This window comes from Denitrobacterium sp. (genome assembly GCF_056180635.1).
Genome location: NZ_JAZZJS010000056.1, coordinates 1 through 16,125, shown reverse-complemented (window position 1 = coordinate 16,125; position 16,125 = coordinate 1). Strand labels below are relative to the sequence as shown.

10 protein-coding genes and 2 tRNA genes are annotated in these 16,125 nt (G+C 57.8%); 2 read left to right on the top strand and 10 right to left on the bottom strand.

What is annotated here, in order from left to right; translation table 11 throughout:
* The 5 genes from AC04P6_RS05060 to AC04P6_RS05040 form a co-directional block, all read right to left on the bottom strand.
* Nucleotides 1-1,725: hypothetical protein (locus tag AC04P6_RS05060; protein ID WP_475565523.1), on the bottom strand; the 1,725-nt coding region annotated here is incomplete at its 3' end.
* Nucleotides 1,726-3,355: 1,630 nt separating this feature from the next.
* Nucleotides 3,356-4,855: an ATP-binding protein gene (locus AC04P6_RS05055; protein WP_475565522.1), complete on the bottom strand. Its 1,500-nt coding sequence runs from the start codon at nt 4,853-4,855 to the stop codon at nt 3,356-3,358.
* Between the two features lie 684 nt (nt 4,856-5,539).
* Entirely contained in the window at nt 5,540-6,886 is a 1,347-nt protein-coding gene (locus tag AC04P6_RS05050) for a citrate/2-methylcitrate synthase (protein ID WP_475565520.1), read from the bottom strand.
* Nucleotides 6,887-7,198: 312 nt separating this feature from the next.
* A complete protein-coding gene (locus tag AC04P6_RS05045) occupies nt 7,199-8,530 on the bottom strand; it encodes an NRAMP family divalent metal transporter (protein WP_475565519.1) in 1,332 nt (443 codons plus the stop codon).
* Nucleotides 8,531-8,533: 3 nt separating this feature from the next.
* Nucleotides 8,534-9,883 carry a magnesium transporter gene (locus AC04P6_RS05040; RefSeq protein WP_475565518.1) on the bottom strand — a complete coding sequence of 450 codons (1,350 nt, stop codon included), beginning with the start codon at nt 9,881-9,883 and terminating at the stop codon, nt 8,534-8,536.
* 321 nt (nt 9,884-10,204) lie between these two features.
* Between AC04P6_RS05040 and AC04P6_RS05035 the strand changes: the two genes are divergently transcribed.
* A tRNA-Arg gene (locus AC04P6_RS05035) sits at nt 10,205-10,281 on the top strand.
* A gap of 571 nt (nt 10,282-10,852) precedes the next feature.
* Here the strand turns inward: AC04P6_RS05035 and AC04P6_RS05030 are convergent.
* Nucleotides 10,853-11,545, bottom strand: a complete 693-nt coding sequence (locus AC04P6_RS05030; protein ID WP_475565517.1) for a queuosine precursor transporter — start codon at nt 11,543-11,545, stop codon at nt 10,853-10,855.
* Between the two features lie 560 nt (nt 11,546-12,105).
* Here AC04P6_RS05030 and AC04P6_RS05025 point away from each other — a divergent pair.
* Nucleotides 12,106-12,182 (top strand) — tRNA-Arg (locus AC04P6_RS05025).
* Between the two features lie 96 nt (nt 12,183-12,278).
* Here the strand turns inward: AC04P6_RS05025 and queC are convergent.
* From queC to AC04P6_RS05005, 4 genes are all read right to left on the bottom strand, one after another.
* A complete protein-coding gene (gene queC, locus AC04P6_RS05020) occupies nt 12,279-12,983 on the bottom strand; it encodes a 7-cyano-7-deazaguanine synthase QueC (RefSeq protein ID WP_475565516.1) in 705 nt (234 codons plus the stop codon).
* Entirely contained in the window at nt 12,980-13,471 is a 492-nt protein-coding gene (gene queF / locus AC04P6_RS05015; RefSeq protein WP_475565515.1) for a preQ(1) synthase, read from the bottom strand. Before queF ends, queC begins: the two co-directional genes overlap by 4 nt.
* An 84-nt stretch (nt 13,472-13,555) precedes the next feature.
* Nucleotides 13,556-15,124, bottom strand: coding sequence for an Asp-tRNA(Asn)/Glu-tRNA(Gln) amidotransferase subunit GatB (gene gatB / locus AC04P6_RS05010; RefSeq protein WP_475565514.1), 1,569 nt, complete (start codon nt 15,122-15,124; stop codon nt 13,556-13,558).
* On the bottom strand, nt 15,124-16,125 hold a 1,002-nt coding region (locus AC04P6_RS05005; RefSeq protein ID WP_475565513.1), incomplete at its 5' end, for an amidase family protein. The genes AC04P6_RS05005 and gatB, both read right to left, overlap by 1 nt.

Genomic DNA, 16,125 nt, shown 5'->3' with positions numbered 1-16,125 from the left:
ATTGCTGGTACCCGTATAGTTCGCAACAGCGTATCCACTCGGCAGACCCGTCGTACCGGCAGCGGGAAGCGCCAGCTCGGCGGCCGTCAGTGTGATCGTATCGCCAACGGAACCCGTCTGGGTGCCCGTTTCGGTAACGGTGCTGGAGCTATATGCCGAGGCAACACCGTTGTTCGTGGTACCCGTGGGATAATCGGCCAGCTCGAAGTGCTTCACGATGGTGTAGCCAATGTTCGTGAGCGCGGGCAGCGACACCTCGATGGTGATGTTACCCGTAGCGTTCTTCACAATGTCACGGATAGCATCACCCGCGTTAGCCGTAGTAACGCCACCGCTACCAACCGTCACCGTGCCCTGGGTGGTGCCACCCCAAGATATGGTGTACGTGGGGGTGGAGACATCGTATCCGCTGGATGCCGTAATGGTAGGTGTCGTGAGGGTGGAGGTGCTGTCGCCCGCCAACCACGACGTAGTGCCGTCGGTACCCAGACCCGACACACCCGTACCGGAAGTCCAGGAAATGGGATACTCAGCGCCAAAGTTAGCCGTAAAGGTAATGGGAGCAGTGATCGTCTCGTTTACGGGATCGGTTACAGCAGATCCACCAGCCGTCCAACCGGTAAAGCCATAGCCGGAAGCAGCTACAGCCGTGGCGCTCGAGATAGGAGCGGCTACGTGATTGCCAGCAGTAGAATCAAACGCATAGACGTTCGTTCCGCTAGCCGTGCTCAACTTGCTACCCGGAGTTACGTAGCGCACGATATTGGTCTGGCTCGGAGTAGAAACGCCATCATCGGGATTGACGGTGGTAATCGTGCCACCCACGCCGCTCGAAGGATTAACAGCCAAGGTCACAGCATACGCCTCGGTGTAAACAGGACGGAACGTTACATCAACACCACCAGTGTAATACAGGGGCTCGTTGAGGATAGACGGATTGGTCGTGTCGTCGTATTTTGACGTATCCAGTGGATCATACGTGGCACCGCCGTCTTCAGAGTATTCCCAACCCGTAAAGATATAATTGCCGCTAATGTCAGTAACCGAAAGAGTAGCAGCCGGATACGTATCAATCGGCTTATCAGTCGAATTTATTCCAGTGAGGGAAGTGGAAGGCACCGGGGCGCTCACCCCACTCGGTGTAGCAGGAGCCGCAAACGAAACATCGTAAGTGGTTATTGCCGGCACATACTTCGCAGTAACAGTCGCCGTACCCGTAATGGCAGTCCCCAACAACGCAGTCGTTGCTGCAGCCTGAGTCGCATACTCTCCAGATCCCGTACCCACATTAAACGACGTGGTCACACCCCCAATTTCCAAGTCCCAACCAGCGAATTCGTAGCTACCACTATGAGACTCCGTTAGCGAGGTAAGGGGGGCGAGGGTACCACCGTAATTTGTACCCGTGCCCGTATTGGCACTACTGTTAAGGGATTCGTTTTCAGCGACCCACCATGTAGGAGCAGAAGCACCCGCAGCGCCATTCAGGCTGAACGTCGCGCCAGCCGCAGCCGTATCGCTTACGAACGATACCTGAAAATCATCCGTAGTAGCCGCAGGAGGCGTATCCGAAGAAGCAGTCAAGGGAATCTTATTCCCCTCAAGCACGATAGCGGATCCGTTAACCGTCACGTTACCCGCTGAGTCGGCGGAAATAGTCAGCGTATCACCAGGGGTAATCGTCAGATTACCACCACCCGACTTCGGAATAGTCCAGGAGGTCATAGACGACAGGGACAAGCTGCTCAATTCACTCGACGTTTTTGTCAGCGATGTCACAGTACTATCTGGCGTCGTACTAGAAGTAGTCGACACGCGCGCAGGCACGTCGACCGAATTGCTAGAATCTTTATATTTCAAAATAAAATTAGGCGTAACCGAAATCTCACCATTGTTGCCCGTGACCATATACTTACCCGTATACTGAGGGTCGGTTTCAAGCTCAGCGGGGACAGTACCATTACCATTCGCCAGGAACTGCCAAATTGGGGTATCTGTACCCGACTGGAACTGACCAGCATGCTTGTTGTCAAAAGTTACCCACCAAACAGCTTTATTCTGATAAGCCTGCTTTATCACAGAGGCGTCATATGCAGTAGTGATATCTTCAGAACCAGCCGCCGAACTCCCAAAATAAGGCACAGGGGTATCCCAATACAGTTTTGATACCTTATAGCCAAGAGAATTGCCGTCTGCGGCATAAAAGCTAATCGCATAAGACGTCTTTGACCAACTGCAGGCAATGAAGGCGTCAATTGAAGGATCCGCATAGATTGTCGGATCGTCCGCCCATGCGCCCGAGGAAGCTATTGGCATATCTTGCGTTAACTGGAGCTGCTCAATGGTATCAACCCACTCAGCCTGATCCGCCAAACCCATCGCCAATGCCGTAGCCTCATCAATTACTGGGAGATAGCCATTAATTTGATAGCCAATCAACCAAAATGGGCATTCCGATTCATCAAGAACCATCAGCGATTCGTCACCAGTTTCCGTATGCACGGAAGATGAAGACAGAATGGCCCCCGTACTTGAGTCAAGTATGTAGCCAAATTTAGAGCTGGAATCAACGCTCATCTCGGTTACAGCTTCAGTCCCGGCCAAATGCAGAATGTAAGTATTCCCGTCGCTTTCGCTGACATACTCAGCATAGGGACGATATTCCCACGTATACGTGCCATCGGGATTCTCGGTTGCCTGGGGGGTGAGACCACCATTTTCATCGCTCAGCGCCGAGAGACCAGACTTGGCGCTGGAGGAGGTACCCTCCCCCATCGTAGCGGAGCCATCGCCGTCAGAGTCTGCGCTCGCATTCAGACCCTGGGTGCTAGACCCCCCATTTACGCCAGAAGACGAAGAATCCGCTGAGTCCTTGTTTCCTGACTCAGCGGATTCATCCGTCGCATTCGCTCCCGTATCAGAGCTAGAGGATATGTCAGCGGCTGTGGGTAGGATGACACCACCCGCTTCCAGATTATCCTGGAGGACTTCGTCACCCCATGCGAATGAAGGCACTTGCCAAACAAGCACCAACGTTAGCAATAACGCTAACGCATTCGATCCTGTTTTACGAAGTTTTTTCCGGCGTTCAAAATGAGACTTCTTGGTAGAAGCATAGCCGGTTTTTGCGGCGCACGTAGCCGCCGCTCCCCTTTGCGAGCCCATAATGACAACCCCCTCAATCGGTGCAGCTATTGGATTTAACTGGTCTTTTGTGCTGCTACTGATATTTGGACCCCAACCTATGCGCACGCATGCATAGATGGTTAATGCTGATTATTAGCACATTTGCAGTCCCATAACAAGGGATTGCTACCTTGTTTGATTCAATTGAAACCGAAGGGTTGCATTCAGCTTAAGCCCAGGCCGGGACGTATCGACGGAACTTAGCGCCCGATTTTTCGTTCTCAACCTTGATGAGCCCCACCGTCTGGCAATCGCGAATGAGACGAGACATGGCGAGGACGTTCTTTTGCTCGTTGGGCAGGCCAAAGCGCTCGCGAAGCGTGGTATTGCTGAGCGATTCGCCCTGGGCGTAGCGCAGGCATGCATGCCAGTAGACGGCAGATTCCCTATCTGATCTGGTCATAGATTCAAAACCGCCGCACCTGCGCAGCGTGACGACGGTGCCGCCCTCTTCGCTGCTTACGGCCTTCGGAGCCATCATATGAGCTTCCTCGCACGCCTGGACGACCTTATCCCAGCCCACGCCCCACTCTTCGCAAATGCCCATATCACGCAGCTGGTTTGAAAGCGCAATATTGCGCGACTTGGGACGCGCGTTGAGCATCTGATCTGGCGGAATAAGACTGCTGCCCGGGTTGCTGAATTCGATGCGATTGTCGTAAATGCGCACGATGGGGCCCGGGGCCATCGCCTGAATATCCTGGTGCAACACAGAGTTGACCAGGAGTTCCCGCACCGCACTACGAGGGTACGCATGACCCACGCGTAAATACGCGCCACCATCGGCCAGATCGCCCGTGGGCGTAATGCTGGAAATGTGCTGTTCAGCCTTGGGGAGGGCCGTGGCGTACCCCTCGTCGAATTCTTCCTGGCTGATGACCTCGTATGCTCCCCTGCCAGCGAAGCGAACTACGCGAATACGACGTTTCGCCAGGTCATCAAAAGAGCTGAGCTTCTTGGCAAGCAGTAGGGCGCCCATGACGGTAATGCCGTACAGATCGTTTTCCTGCTCGCGGATTATTTCGCGTTCTTCCAGCTCGGCAAGGAGCGCTTCCCGGCCCGTAAGGTTGCCCACATATGCGGATGCATTGCTGGAACGCCCGCTGCGCATGAGGGCGCGATAGGCCTCTAGGTTTAGCAATTCATGCAGTTCATCTGCCGTAACGCCCTCCATGGCAAGCGATAGCTCGCGATTGGGACCCTGCACGCGATGCCACAGCTCCACCTCTCGATGGCTGCCCACCTGCAGCTTCTTGGTCTTGTTGCCATGGCGAAGATACGGCTTCCCATTGAAACGTACTGGCTGACCTGCGGCTGCTGCAATTTTCAGCACCACGAAGCGCTTGCCCCACGCATCGAACACATTGAAAGAAAAGCGGGCGTTGTCAGAGAGATTCGCCTTCAGCCAAGGAATGATTCTTTGCCCAGATGGCGAGCGGGTTTCAGTGGGACTGAACGTAGTGCCCACGAACTTATGGGAGTTCGGGCTAACGCCCCAGACGCAATACCCGTTCCCACGGCTGTGGAAGGCCGCGGAATTAGCCAAAGCGCAGACGTCTTTGCCGACTTGCTGCACGTCGACTTCCGAGCCCACAAACGCGAGCCATTCCGTATCGCTGGGATACCCCACAAGCGAATACAGCAGATCCTCTGATTGCGTGTTTGCCACGTTATACCCCCTGCGGCGTACAAGCACCTAGCAGACACGGGCAGATACGTGCGCAACCACACCAGAGCCTTTCTGAGACCCGTTTTTGGATAAAAACGTCTAACTACACCGCCCAAGTAGCAAATAGCCCTTAGGAACGGCGAGAAGGCCTTTGTATGTGCGCGGTGCACCCCACCAACCCCCTATGAGCTGTTTGCGTGCGCTCATTTCTGTGCGGGATGCGGGCCATCTACCCTACCGGCAGATTGGGGCGGTTGTCATTGTTGGGACCCCAATATGCCCGTTTGATAAATAAGCGATAGTTAAGCCGCAACTAGATGATACATTGCTGATTCGTAGTTGACAAGTAAAATTTGATGTAAAAGCTATCTCATATTTCTTACCCTTCTGAACTGGGACTTTACAGAAGAAAGGCCTCAGATGCCTTCTAAGGCGTGGGGAATACCACGGGCCTGGGACGTATGCGTTTTTCTGTAAAACCAGGCCTTAGAATCGATGGTTCTTCTGAGATTATCTATCGTTTCGCAAATGAGGGATTCCTTGACAAATCACCTTCAGGCGCTTTCTAATCGGCCCTCTCCCACCCCCGAGCAGCACGAAAAGAGCCTCGTGGCCAACACCACGAGGCTCTGGAAGATATATCGCGCGGTTCTGCGGCGCCACTAGGCGCCCAGAGATGCGCGACTAACGCTCTTCGATGGGAATGTAGGGCGTTTCGTCGTTCTGCGTGCTCTTATATGCCGGACGGATGATGCGCTTGCCGCTAACGATCTCCTCGAAACGGTGAGCGCTCCAGCCAGCCATGCGAGCGCAGGCAAACAGAGGCGTGAACAGGTCTTCCGGAATGCCGAGCATGCTGTACACGAAGCCGGAATACATGTCGACGTTGGCGCACATGTCCTTTCGCGTGCCCTTTTCGCGCAGAATGACTTCGGGAGAGAGGCGCTCGATAGCTTCGAGTAACTTGAACTCGGCCTCAAATTCGGTGCCCTTGGCAAGCTCGGAGGCATACTTCTTCAGCACAACCGCACGCGGATCGCTCTTGGTGTATACCGCGTGGCCCATGCCATATACCAGGCCGCTGCGGTCATACGCCTGCTTGTTAACGATTTTGGCCAGGTAATCGGCGACCTCGTCGTCGTTATCCCAATGCTTGACGTTCTGCTTGATCTCGGCCTGCATAGCGCGCACCTTATGGTTCGCGCCACCATGCTTGTGGCCCTTCAGCGAGCCCACAGCCGCCGCATATGCGGAATACGGGTCGGTGTCGGCGCTGGAAAGCAAACGAGCCGTGAAGGTGGAGTTATTGCCGCCGCCATGCTCGGCATGCAGGCAGAGCATGATATCGAGCATACGCGCTTCCTGGGGCGTGAACTCGCGATTGGGACGCAGCATCGACAGGAACGTCTCGGCCGTGCTCTGGCCAGGGATGTAGCGATGCATGATCATCGACTCATGATGATAGCGAGCGCGCAGCGCGTAGTAGGAAAGCACGGCAATGCGCGGCAGGCGCGAAATGAGCGACACCGCCGTGGCGATTTCATGCTCGTAGCTGCGATCTTCCGCATGCTCGTCGTACGCGTACAGCAGCAGAATGCAGCGCTGCAGAACGTTCATGACGTCGAGGGGCGTGTCCTTCATGATGATGGAAGCCGTGAAGCCGTTCGGCAGGTCGCGCCTATCGTTCAAGGCCGATACGAAGGCATCGAGCTTTTCCTGCGTGGGAAGCTTGCCCATGAGCAGCAGATACGCCACTTCCTCGTAGTTGAAACGGCGTTCGCTGCCAGCATCGCCGATGAGGTCGTAGATATTGTAACCACGGAACGTGAGACGCCCATCGTCGGCAATCTTATCGCCATCGCTCATAACGTAGCCATGAACATTGGAGATGTTGGTAATACCGGCCACAACGCCCGAGCCATTGGCATTTCGCAGGCCGCGCTTAACGTCGTACCTGGTGTACCACGACGGGTCGATAGAGTTAATGTCCGTGAAATGACGGTACAGTTCCAGCTTCTGATCTTCGCCCATAAGCGTCCCTTCGCTCAACGGCGCCATGCGCCGCGGTTGCTAGCGTATCCAGGTATTCTAACCGTTTTCTCTCTCGCTTTATCGCACTATAGTAAAACTTTACAATGCACGCCAAAATGAGCGGTCGACATACCTAGAGTATCTCTAAGCAGAGGCCGTATAAGAGGCCGAACTGGTATATGCCCAGCTCGAGGCACACAGGATGGAATGGGCCGTCACGGGGCGCCCTGCGCCTTCTGAAGCACCTTACAGAAAGCGGTGGGCACGCATACGCGCACCCACCGCCATAGGACAAAAGGCTTGCTGCATGCCTTACGCGAGGCCAAGAGCCTGCATGACCAGCAAGACGACCGTGAGGACGACTACGATAACCACGAGCAGCCACAGAAGCACGCGCATCACGGGCCCAACCGCATATTTGCCCATGACGTACTTGTCGGCCGCGATAATCGCCATGAATGCCAGCAGAATGGGCAAGATAACGCCATTGATGAACTGGGCCATGATCATGACGCCCATGAGATCGAGGTCGGGAATGAGCACGATGGCGGCGGAAAAGACGATGATGCCCGTGATGAGGCCCTTGAATATGGGGGCTTCCTTGAAGCTGAATTCAACGCCAGCTTCCCAACCGAATGCCTCGCAGACAACGAAGGCGCTGGTAAGAGGCAGGACGCACGCGGCAAGGAAGCTGGCGCCCACCAAGCCGACGGCGAAGAGCACCTGCGCATAGGGCCCCGCGAAGGGAACCAGGGCGCTCGCTGCATCGGCGGCGCTTTCCACGTGCACGCCAGCTGGGAAAAGCACCGCGCCTGTGGTGACGATGATGAACCAGGCCACGATGCACGCAGCAACGGAGCCGCTCACGGCGTCGGCGCGAATGGCGAGCATCTCGTCATCTTCCGTGCCCGTGCCCTTTTCCACGATATTGCTCTGCGCGTAGAACATCATCCACGGCGCAATGGTGGTGCCAATCGTGGAGATGACCAGGCTAATGAAATCCTGGGATTGCACGATTTGCGGCTGCACCGTGGAGAGGAGCGCATCGGGCCAATCGGGATTGGCCATAAACGCCGCCACGATATACGTGACGAATACGAACGAGATGATGAGGAAGATACGCTCGACGCGCTGATAGTTGCCGCCGCTTACCAGCAACCACACGGCCAGCGCTGACACGACAACCGAGACCCACGTGGGAACGCCAAACATACCGCAGCCGGCGGCGATACCGGCGAACTGGGAAAACGTGGTGCATACGTTGCCGATGAGCAGCGCGAGCATGGCCAGAGCCGTGGGACGAATGCCGAATCGCTCGCGTACCAGGGCGGCAAAGCCCTTGCCGGTTACGGCACCCATGCGGCCCGCCGTGAGCTGCACGACTACCAGCAGCACGCACATGACGGGGATGATCCACAGGCAGGCGAAGCCGAATTCGGCGCCTACCGTGCTATACGTGGCGATACCGCCGGCATCATTGCCAGCCATTGCCGTGATAATGCCAGGTCCCATGGCCGCGAGCACCACCGCCAGACGGCTGCGCTTCTTCGTGGCCGCAACGGGCGCATGGGCATCTCCCAGTATCTGCTCGCCACGCTCGGCGCGTTCTGCGAGTACTTCCTCTGTAGTCTTGCTTGCCGTCATACCCTACCCCGCATATCCCGCGATATGCAGCACCACCAGGGTGTATGCAACAAGCGCTACGATGCCGATGATGGAAAGGAGCGCTCCGCGGTTGAAATTGTCGTTCTTGGTTTCCTCGACGTCGTCTTCGATGACGTCGATGGCGTCGTCGAAGGTTACGATGCCCAGCATCTCGCCTTTCTCGTCGACGACGGGAATTGCCCAAAGGTTGTACTTCGAGATGCTCTCGGCAACTTCGTCTTCAGATTCATCAGGCAAAACGGTGATGAGATCGTCGCTGAACATGATTTCCTCGAGCGGCGTTTCGGGCTGCGCGAGCACGAGGCTGCGTACGGAAAGCACGCCCGCCAGCTTGCCGTACTCGTTGTTCACGTACAGATAGTGAATGCTGGGGAAATCGTCGGGCAGATGGCGCAGCGTTTCGATGGCATCGGCCACCGTGTCTTTCACCGACATGGCCACGAACTGCGTGGTCATCATGCCACCTGCGGTTTCGTCACGATAGCCCAGCAGATTGCGAATATCGGCAGCATCTTCCATGCCCATCAGGCGCAGCAAACGTTCGGCCTTCTCGTAGGGCAAATCGCGCACGATATCGGCCGCATCGTCGGGCTCCATGCTACCCAGAAGCTTACTGGCGCGGGCATCGTCGAGATCGTCGAGCGTATCGGCCTGATACTCGTCTTCCATTTCGGAAATCGCGTCGCTGGCGCGCTCGTCGTCGAGATGCTCGAACACGGCAGCGCGCTGAGCAGGGTCGAGCTGCTCCAGGATGTCGGCCACGTCGGCGGGATGGAGCTCGTTCAGTCGCGTGTGCGTGACGGAGAGCTGTACCTTCGAAAGGTCGCGGTCGAGCAGGTCCATGTAATTCCAGGCGATAATGTGCTCGTCGATGCGCTTCCCCACGAGCTTCGCGCCACCGGAAACGGCGCGCTCCACCCACGGCGCAAGACCACGCAGGATACCGCGAATGCCCACTTCAGCGCCAAGAAGACGCAGCTGGGAACCACTTTCCGACAGTTTGAGGTCGTTTACGCGCACGACTTTCATGCCATGCGTGTCAACAATCTGGCGGTCCATAAGATCGCGCGCGAGGAGCACTTCCTGCGGCTGCAGGTAGCTGAAACGAATGCCCGTAGAAGGCACAGCCAAGCGCACCGCGTCGCCGTCGTAGCGGTCGACATACTTGCGCCAGCTAATCATGAAGGGCACATTGCCCGGCCCCTTGAAGGCCAGACTGGTTACGCGAGGGAACACCTCGCCCGTTTGAATTGCCAGGTCGGAGATAGTTCCGATACGCTCGCCCTCTTCATCGAAGACAGGACGACCCAGCATCTGAGAAAGATAGAGCACGCTTCCTCCCAAATATCGTTATGCGGCGGCCGCTGAGGCAGCCACGGAGGGCGTGCCGGAGCGGCTACGTACTATGAGGTTTGGATTTTCGAACCTTCAAGTAATAACCTTCCATTGATCCTATACATGCAGGCGAGCACACTGCGCAGGGCACTGTAGTCAAGCGAACCCGCGCTTCCCCGCCTTACGACCCAGAATAGCGCCTGTTCGCACCCGCGGAGGAAACTCTAACAGATGCTCATGTGAAGTGCAGCAAATATTTCCAAAAAGCGTGTTGACTCCTTTTCGATACCTGTTAATATACCTTTTGCTGCTTCAAACGCGCCGTTACCTCAGCTGGATAGAGGGACTGACTACGAATCAGTACGTCGGGGGTTCGAATCCCTCACGGCGCACCATTTAGCACTGCAAAGCCCCTGTTCGCAGGGGCTTTTTTGTTATCCCGGACAGCGCTGGGGGCGTGGGCCCCGTAGGAGCACTCGCTCCGCTACTCGCGTGGGCAAGGCCCCTCACGGGCCTTGCCCTCCGCTCGTGCGCTACGCTGCTCAGTAGTTTTGTTCTTGCGCTCAGCTGAGCTGAGCGCCGGGGTTGGTGTTCACAGTGCCTCCTACGGGGCCCACGCCCCCAGTGCAACACGATCGGGAAAAAGCCCGGGAACGGAGCTTGCGAGTCTGACTGGACGCGGGGATTCGAGCCCTCGCCGACTTGTGGGGACCTGGGGAAAGTGTGTGAGCTGGCCAGCTTCGCTGGCGGCGCCTTTTTACTGGCTTTTCGCGTAATCGCGAAAAGCGGGCGTTGTTGGGAGGTTGACGCGTCCCGCTGGCCGGCTACGCCGGCGTCGCTGTCACGGGTAGGGACAATCGTGGTGGAGGCATGGACGAAACATCGCAGAGAGGCCACCCGCACAATTAAAACGCCCTCATCGCGGTGACGAGGGCGTTAAAGGGCAAACTGGCAGGTGCGCAATTGCTACGCTTCAGCTTGCTGCATGGCGCCAGTAGCGGGCATGCGACGCGTGAGCAAGTAGAAGAAGGGCGTGTCGCACGCGGCCAAGACGAGCTTGATGAGGTACTGGCCCACCATCATTGCACCAAGGGCGGGCAGGGTTTCGGCACTGAAGAGCCAGCCAAAACCGATGCCGAATGCGATGCCCACGAACACGACCGTATCGATGATCTGGGACGTCATCGTGGACGCGTTATTCCACATCCAGCGCAGGCGCTCATTGCTCGTGCGCGACAAGACGCCATTGCGAATCTTATGGAAGACCCACACGTCCCACGACTGGGAAAGGAAGTACGCCGTCATGCTGCCGATGACGAACACGACATTCTGACCCAGCAGCATATCGTACGACGCCTGCATTTCGGGGTTCGCGGCAGGCAGATACTGCGTGAGGAGAATAAGGCCGGTAGCCAGAAGCTGGCATACGAAGCCCCAGTTCACGATAGTTTGAGCGGTCTTTTTGCCCCAGATTTCACCCACGACGTCGGTCATGAGGAACGTGATCGCGTAGCAGAGAGCCGCGCCAGGCAGCGTGATGGTGCTACCAAAGAGGGGGATTCCGGTTTGGATGGTTTTCGCGGTTACCACGTTGCTTACGACAAGCGATACCGCGAACACCATGCCGCAGAGCATGAGGTTCTTGTTCGTCTTCTTCATTTGTGTCCTTAGTTTTGATGTAGCTGGATAATTGCGAACAGCTGCTCGTCGAAACGAGCCTGCGAAGTATAGCACTCGCTTGTGTAGGCGCTATGTGCTCCCCCTCCATGGTTATCCCGCTCGCGCATGCGCCCGGGCCCGCCATCTGGACATCGCTCCGCTGCTCGCGTGGGCAAGGCCCCACACGGGCCTTGCCCTACGCTCGTGCGCTGCGCTGGTTCATGCTTTTATATGGCTGCTTGGCTAAGCCAAGCAGCTTTTGGTTTGCTTTCACAATGTCCTGATGGCGGGCCCGGGCGCATGCTGGGACGGAGGGCAGCGGCATGGCTCCATCCCGCTCGGCGCGTGGCGCCTCGCCTATCGGGTAGGCACATGGGTCCGTCCCGCTTGGCGCGGAGCGCCTTCGCTGCCATGGTTGGGCTTACTGCAGCCAGCGCTGGTCGCAATTTCTGCGCGTGGACCCTTTGGGAAGTGTCGGAAATTTGAAGGTCTGAATAAATCCGCGAAAGCCGTTGACACAAACGGATAGAACGGGCATTATATTCCTCGCTGATTTACTTGCGCCGTTACCTCAGCTGGATAGAGGGACTGACTACGAATCAGTACGTCGGGGGTTCGAATCCCTCACGGCGCACCATTTGGCATTGTAAAGCCCCTGTTCGCAGGGGCTTTTTTGTTGCCATAAACTAACGACGCCCGGCTTTGCTACAAGCCAGGCGTCGTTTTGCATCACTTATCCTGCGTAAGGAACGGGATCCTCGGTCCCGTTAGCACGAAAAGCGGCAATGCGATCGAGGCACGTGGCACACGTACCGCAGGGGGCCTCCCCACCTTCGTAACAGGACCAAGTTAGTTCGTATGGCACACTTAGGGACAGGCCTCGCTCTACAACCTGGGCTTTCGTGGAGTTCACGAACGGCGCTACTAGATGGACGTTACCATAGGTGCCAACGCTGAGCGCCTTGTCCATAGCCTGCGTAAAAGCCGGGGAACAATCGGGGTAGGCATCCCCCGCCGCATCGTCCGCGTGCGCGCCTAGGTATATATCGCACGCCTCATCCGGGAACAAGGACATGGCTAGAGCACCCGCCGCAGAAAGCATCAAGCCATTGCGGAACGGCACATACGTATTCGGGCGGCCATTCTCGTCAATCTGCTTCGCATACGTGCCATGCGGCACTTGCTGCGAGCTATTCGCCAGCATGGCACTATCGGAATACTGCATGATACCCGCCAGATCGAGCGTATAATGGCGCACGCCATAATGCTGCGCCACGGCATCGGCCGCACGCAGCTCGCGATCGTGACGCTGCCCATAGAAGAACGACACGCTCGCGACGTTCTGCGCGCCCAGCTCGCTTACCGCAAGGCCCAGGCATGTCGTAGAATCGACTCCCCCGCTGGAAAGCACCAGCGCATGCTTAGCGGATGCGCTCATCGGGCGCCATCCCCGTTATCGAGGTCGGAGAGCTGGGAGAACATACGCTGACGTGCGATTTCCTGGTATCCGAAATCGGGATGCGCCCAGTTGGCAAACGGGTAGATGGAAATGCCGCCGCGCGGATAGAACATGCCACGCACCTCGATGTACTTCGGCTCCATGAGCTTCACCAGGTCGTTCACGATGATGTTGCACACGTCCTCGTGGAAGTCGCCGTGGTTGCGGAAGCTGAACAGGTACAGCTTCAGCGCCTTGCTTTCCACCATGCGCACGTTGGGAACGTAGTTGATGTACAGCGTGGCGAAGTCGGGCTGCCCCGTAATCGGGCAGAGCGTGGTGAATTCCGGGCAGCGGAACGTCACCATGTAGTCGCGGTTGGGGTGCTTGTTCTCGAACGTCTCCAACAGCGAAGGATCGTAATCCGTGGCATACGTCGTGCCCTGGTTACCCAGAAGCGTAATGCCCTCGATTTCCTTTTCGCGCATACGCGCTCCTTTCAAACGAAGGGCGCGCCCGAACGGAATACCGCGAGCGCGCCCGATGACCACCCCGCCAAGGCGGGGCAATCGCTACTGATTCAGTTTCTGCGCAAGAAGCTGGTTGATGAGCTTGGGGTTACCCTGCCCACGCGTAGCCTTCATGCACTGGCCCACGAAGAAGCCCAGCAGACCCGTCTTGCCACCGCGATACGCTTCGACCTTATCGGGATTGGCAGCCAGAACTTCGTCGACGATGGCCTCGAGCGCACCAGTGTCGCTTACCTGCTTCATGCCACGCGCTTCCACGATGGCGGCAGGGTCGGCATCTTCGTCGATGATGGCCTGCAGCACTTCCTTGCCCTGCTTGCTGGACAGCTCGTCGGCAGCCAGCATGGCAACGAGCGCAACCATGCGAGCCGGCGTGAGCACCTGCGTATCGACCCCCTCGCCGCTGTTCAGACGCGCGGCGATGTCGTTGATGAGCAGATTGGCCAGCGGCTTAGCAAATTCGGCCTTCGCCTCGGAAAGCGCCATGCACTCCTCGAAGAACGCCGCCGTAGCGCGATGTTCCACCAGATGGCGCGCATCGTAGCCGGAAAGGCCGAAGCTTTCCTTGAAACGCGCGGCCTTCTGGTCGGGAAGCTCGGGGAGCTTCGCGCGCACGCGCTCGATGAATTCGTCGGAAAGATCGTACGGAGCCAGGTCGGGATCGGGGAACATACGGTAGTCGTCGGCCGTTTCCTTCACGCGCATGACGATGGTGCGCTTCGCGGAAGGATCCCAATGACGCGTTTCCTGGTAGATGATGCCGCCCTCTTCGAGCACTTCCGCCTGGCGGCAGATTTCGTATGCCAGGCCGTCATGCAGGCTCTTGAAGCTGTTGATGTTCTTCAGCTCGGTCTTGGTGCCCAGCTGCGTGGTACCGCGGCGACGCAGGCTGATGTTGCCGTCGGCGCGCAGGCTACCCTCTTCCATGCTGCAGTCGGAAATGCCGATGGCGAGGAAGATCTGGCGCAGCTTCTGCATGAACAGACGCGCCTCTTCCGGCGTGCGCAGGTCGGGCAGCGTGACGAGCTCGATGAGCGGCGTGCCGGCGCGATTGTAGTCGACCAGGCTTTCCTTCGCGCCCTCGATACGACCCTCGGCGCCGCCGACGTGAATCATCTTGCCGGCGTCTTCCTCCATGTGGATGCGCTCGATGCCCACGTGCGCGCGGTAGCCATCGGCCGTACGCGTGATGTTTTCGGCCTGCTCGCCTTCCGCCAGGGCGTCGAGGTTATAGCGCTCGGACGCGCCACGGCCGTCGACGTCGAGGTCGAGCCAGCCACGCATGCAGAAGGCCTTCGGGCCCTGCGTGGTCTGGAAGTTCTTAGCCATGTCGGGGTACATGTACCCCTTGCGATAGAACATCGTGTGCTTTTCGATATCGCAGTTGGTGGCCAGACCGGCCAGCACGATGTTTTCGATGGCGGCCTTGTTAGGCACCGGAAGGGCGCCCGGCAAGCCCAGGCACACGGGGCACGTGTGCGTATTCGGCTCGGCGCCGAACTCGAGCTTGCAGCCGCAGAACATCTTGGTTTCGAGCTTGGTAAGCTCGCAATGCACTTCCAGGCCGATAACGGCTTCCCAGTCGCGCAGCACTTCTTCCATGCTCTTCATTAGCGATCACCTTCCTCTTCGGCGAAGGCAGGCGCCACGGGAGCCGTGCCGTACATCGATTCGAGCGCGGAAGCGACGCGCAGCATATTCGCATCGTGGAACGCGGGAGCGATGAGCTGAGCGCCCACGGGAAGGTGGGTATCCTCCCCCAGGCCAATGGGCATGTTCATGCCGCCGTTGCCCGCGATGTTGATGCTGATGGTGAAGATATCGGACAGGTACATGGTGGTGGGGTCGCTTACCTCGCCGAACTGGAACGCCGTACGAGGCGAAACGGGAGCGAGGATGCAATCGACCTGCTGGAACGCACGCGTGTAATCCTGCGTGATAAGCGTACGCACCTGCTGCGCGGGATAGTAGTACTTGTCGTACACGCCCGAGGAGAGCAGGTAGCTACCCAGCATGATGCGGCGACGCGCCTCGGGACCAAAGCCCTTCGCGCGGCTCGCCTCATACTGGCTGCCCAGATCGTGATGACCGGGGTCGCGGTAGCCATAGCGCACGCTATCGAAGCGGCTAAGGTTGCTGAATGCCTCGCAGGGGCCAAGCACGTAGTACGCGCTCATGGCGGCGGCAGCATTGGGGAGGTCGACCTCCACGAGCTGCGCGCCAGCGGCTTCCAGCTTCGCAGCCGCGCCCTCGACGGCGCGACGGACTTCCGCGGTAAGACCCTGCGCCTGCATGAAAGCGGGAACAATGCCGATGCGCATGCCCTGCACGCCCTCATCGAGGTTGGCCGTGAAATCGATGGTGCATTCCTGACTGGTGCAATCGAGAGGATCGCAGCCCGAAAGGGCATTCATGGTAAGGGCGGCATCGCGCACGGTGCGCGCAAAGGGGCCCACCTGGTCGAGCGAGCTGCCGAACGCAACCACGCCGTAACGGCTTACCACGCCATACGTGGGCTTCACGGCCACAACGCCGCAGAAGCTGCCGGGCTGGCGAATCGAGCCGCCCGTGTAAGTCGGAGGCCAAGCGGTCTTAGGAAGACAAGGCACTTC

Coding starts and splice junctions, on each gene's coding strand:
- AC04P6_RS05050 (WP_475565520.1), bottom strand. CDS start 6,886: ATGGGCGAAGATCAGAAGCTGGAACTGTACCGTCATTTCACGGACATT.
- AC04P6_RS05045 (WP_475565519.1), bottom strand. CDS start 8,530: ATGACGGCAAGCAAGACTACAGAGGAAGTACTCGCAGAACGCGCCGAG.
- AC04P6_RS05030 (WP_475565517.1), bottom strand. CDS start 11,545: ATGAAGAAGACGAACAAGAACCTCATGCTCTGCGGCATGGTGTTCGCG.
- queC (WP_475565516.1), bottom strand. CDS start 12,983: ATGAGCGCATCCGCTAAGCATGCGCTGGTGCTTTCCAGCGGGGGAGTC.
- queF (WP_475565515.1), bottom strand. CDS start 13,471: ATGCGCGAAAAGGAAATCGAGGGCATTACGCTTCTGGGTAACCAGGGC.
- gatB (WP_475565514.1), bottom strand. CDS start 15,124: ATGAAGAGCATGGAAGAAGTGCTGCGCGACTGGGAAGCCGTTATCGGC.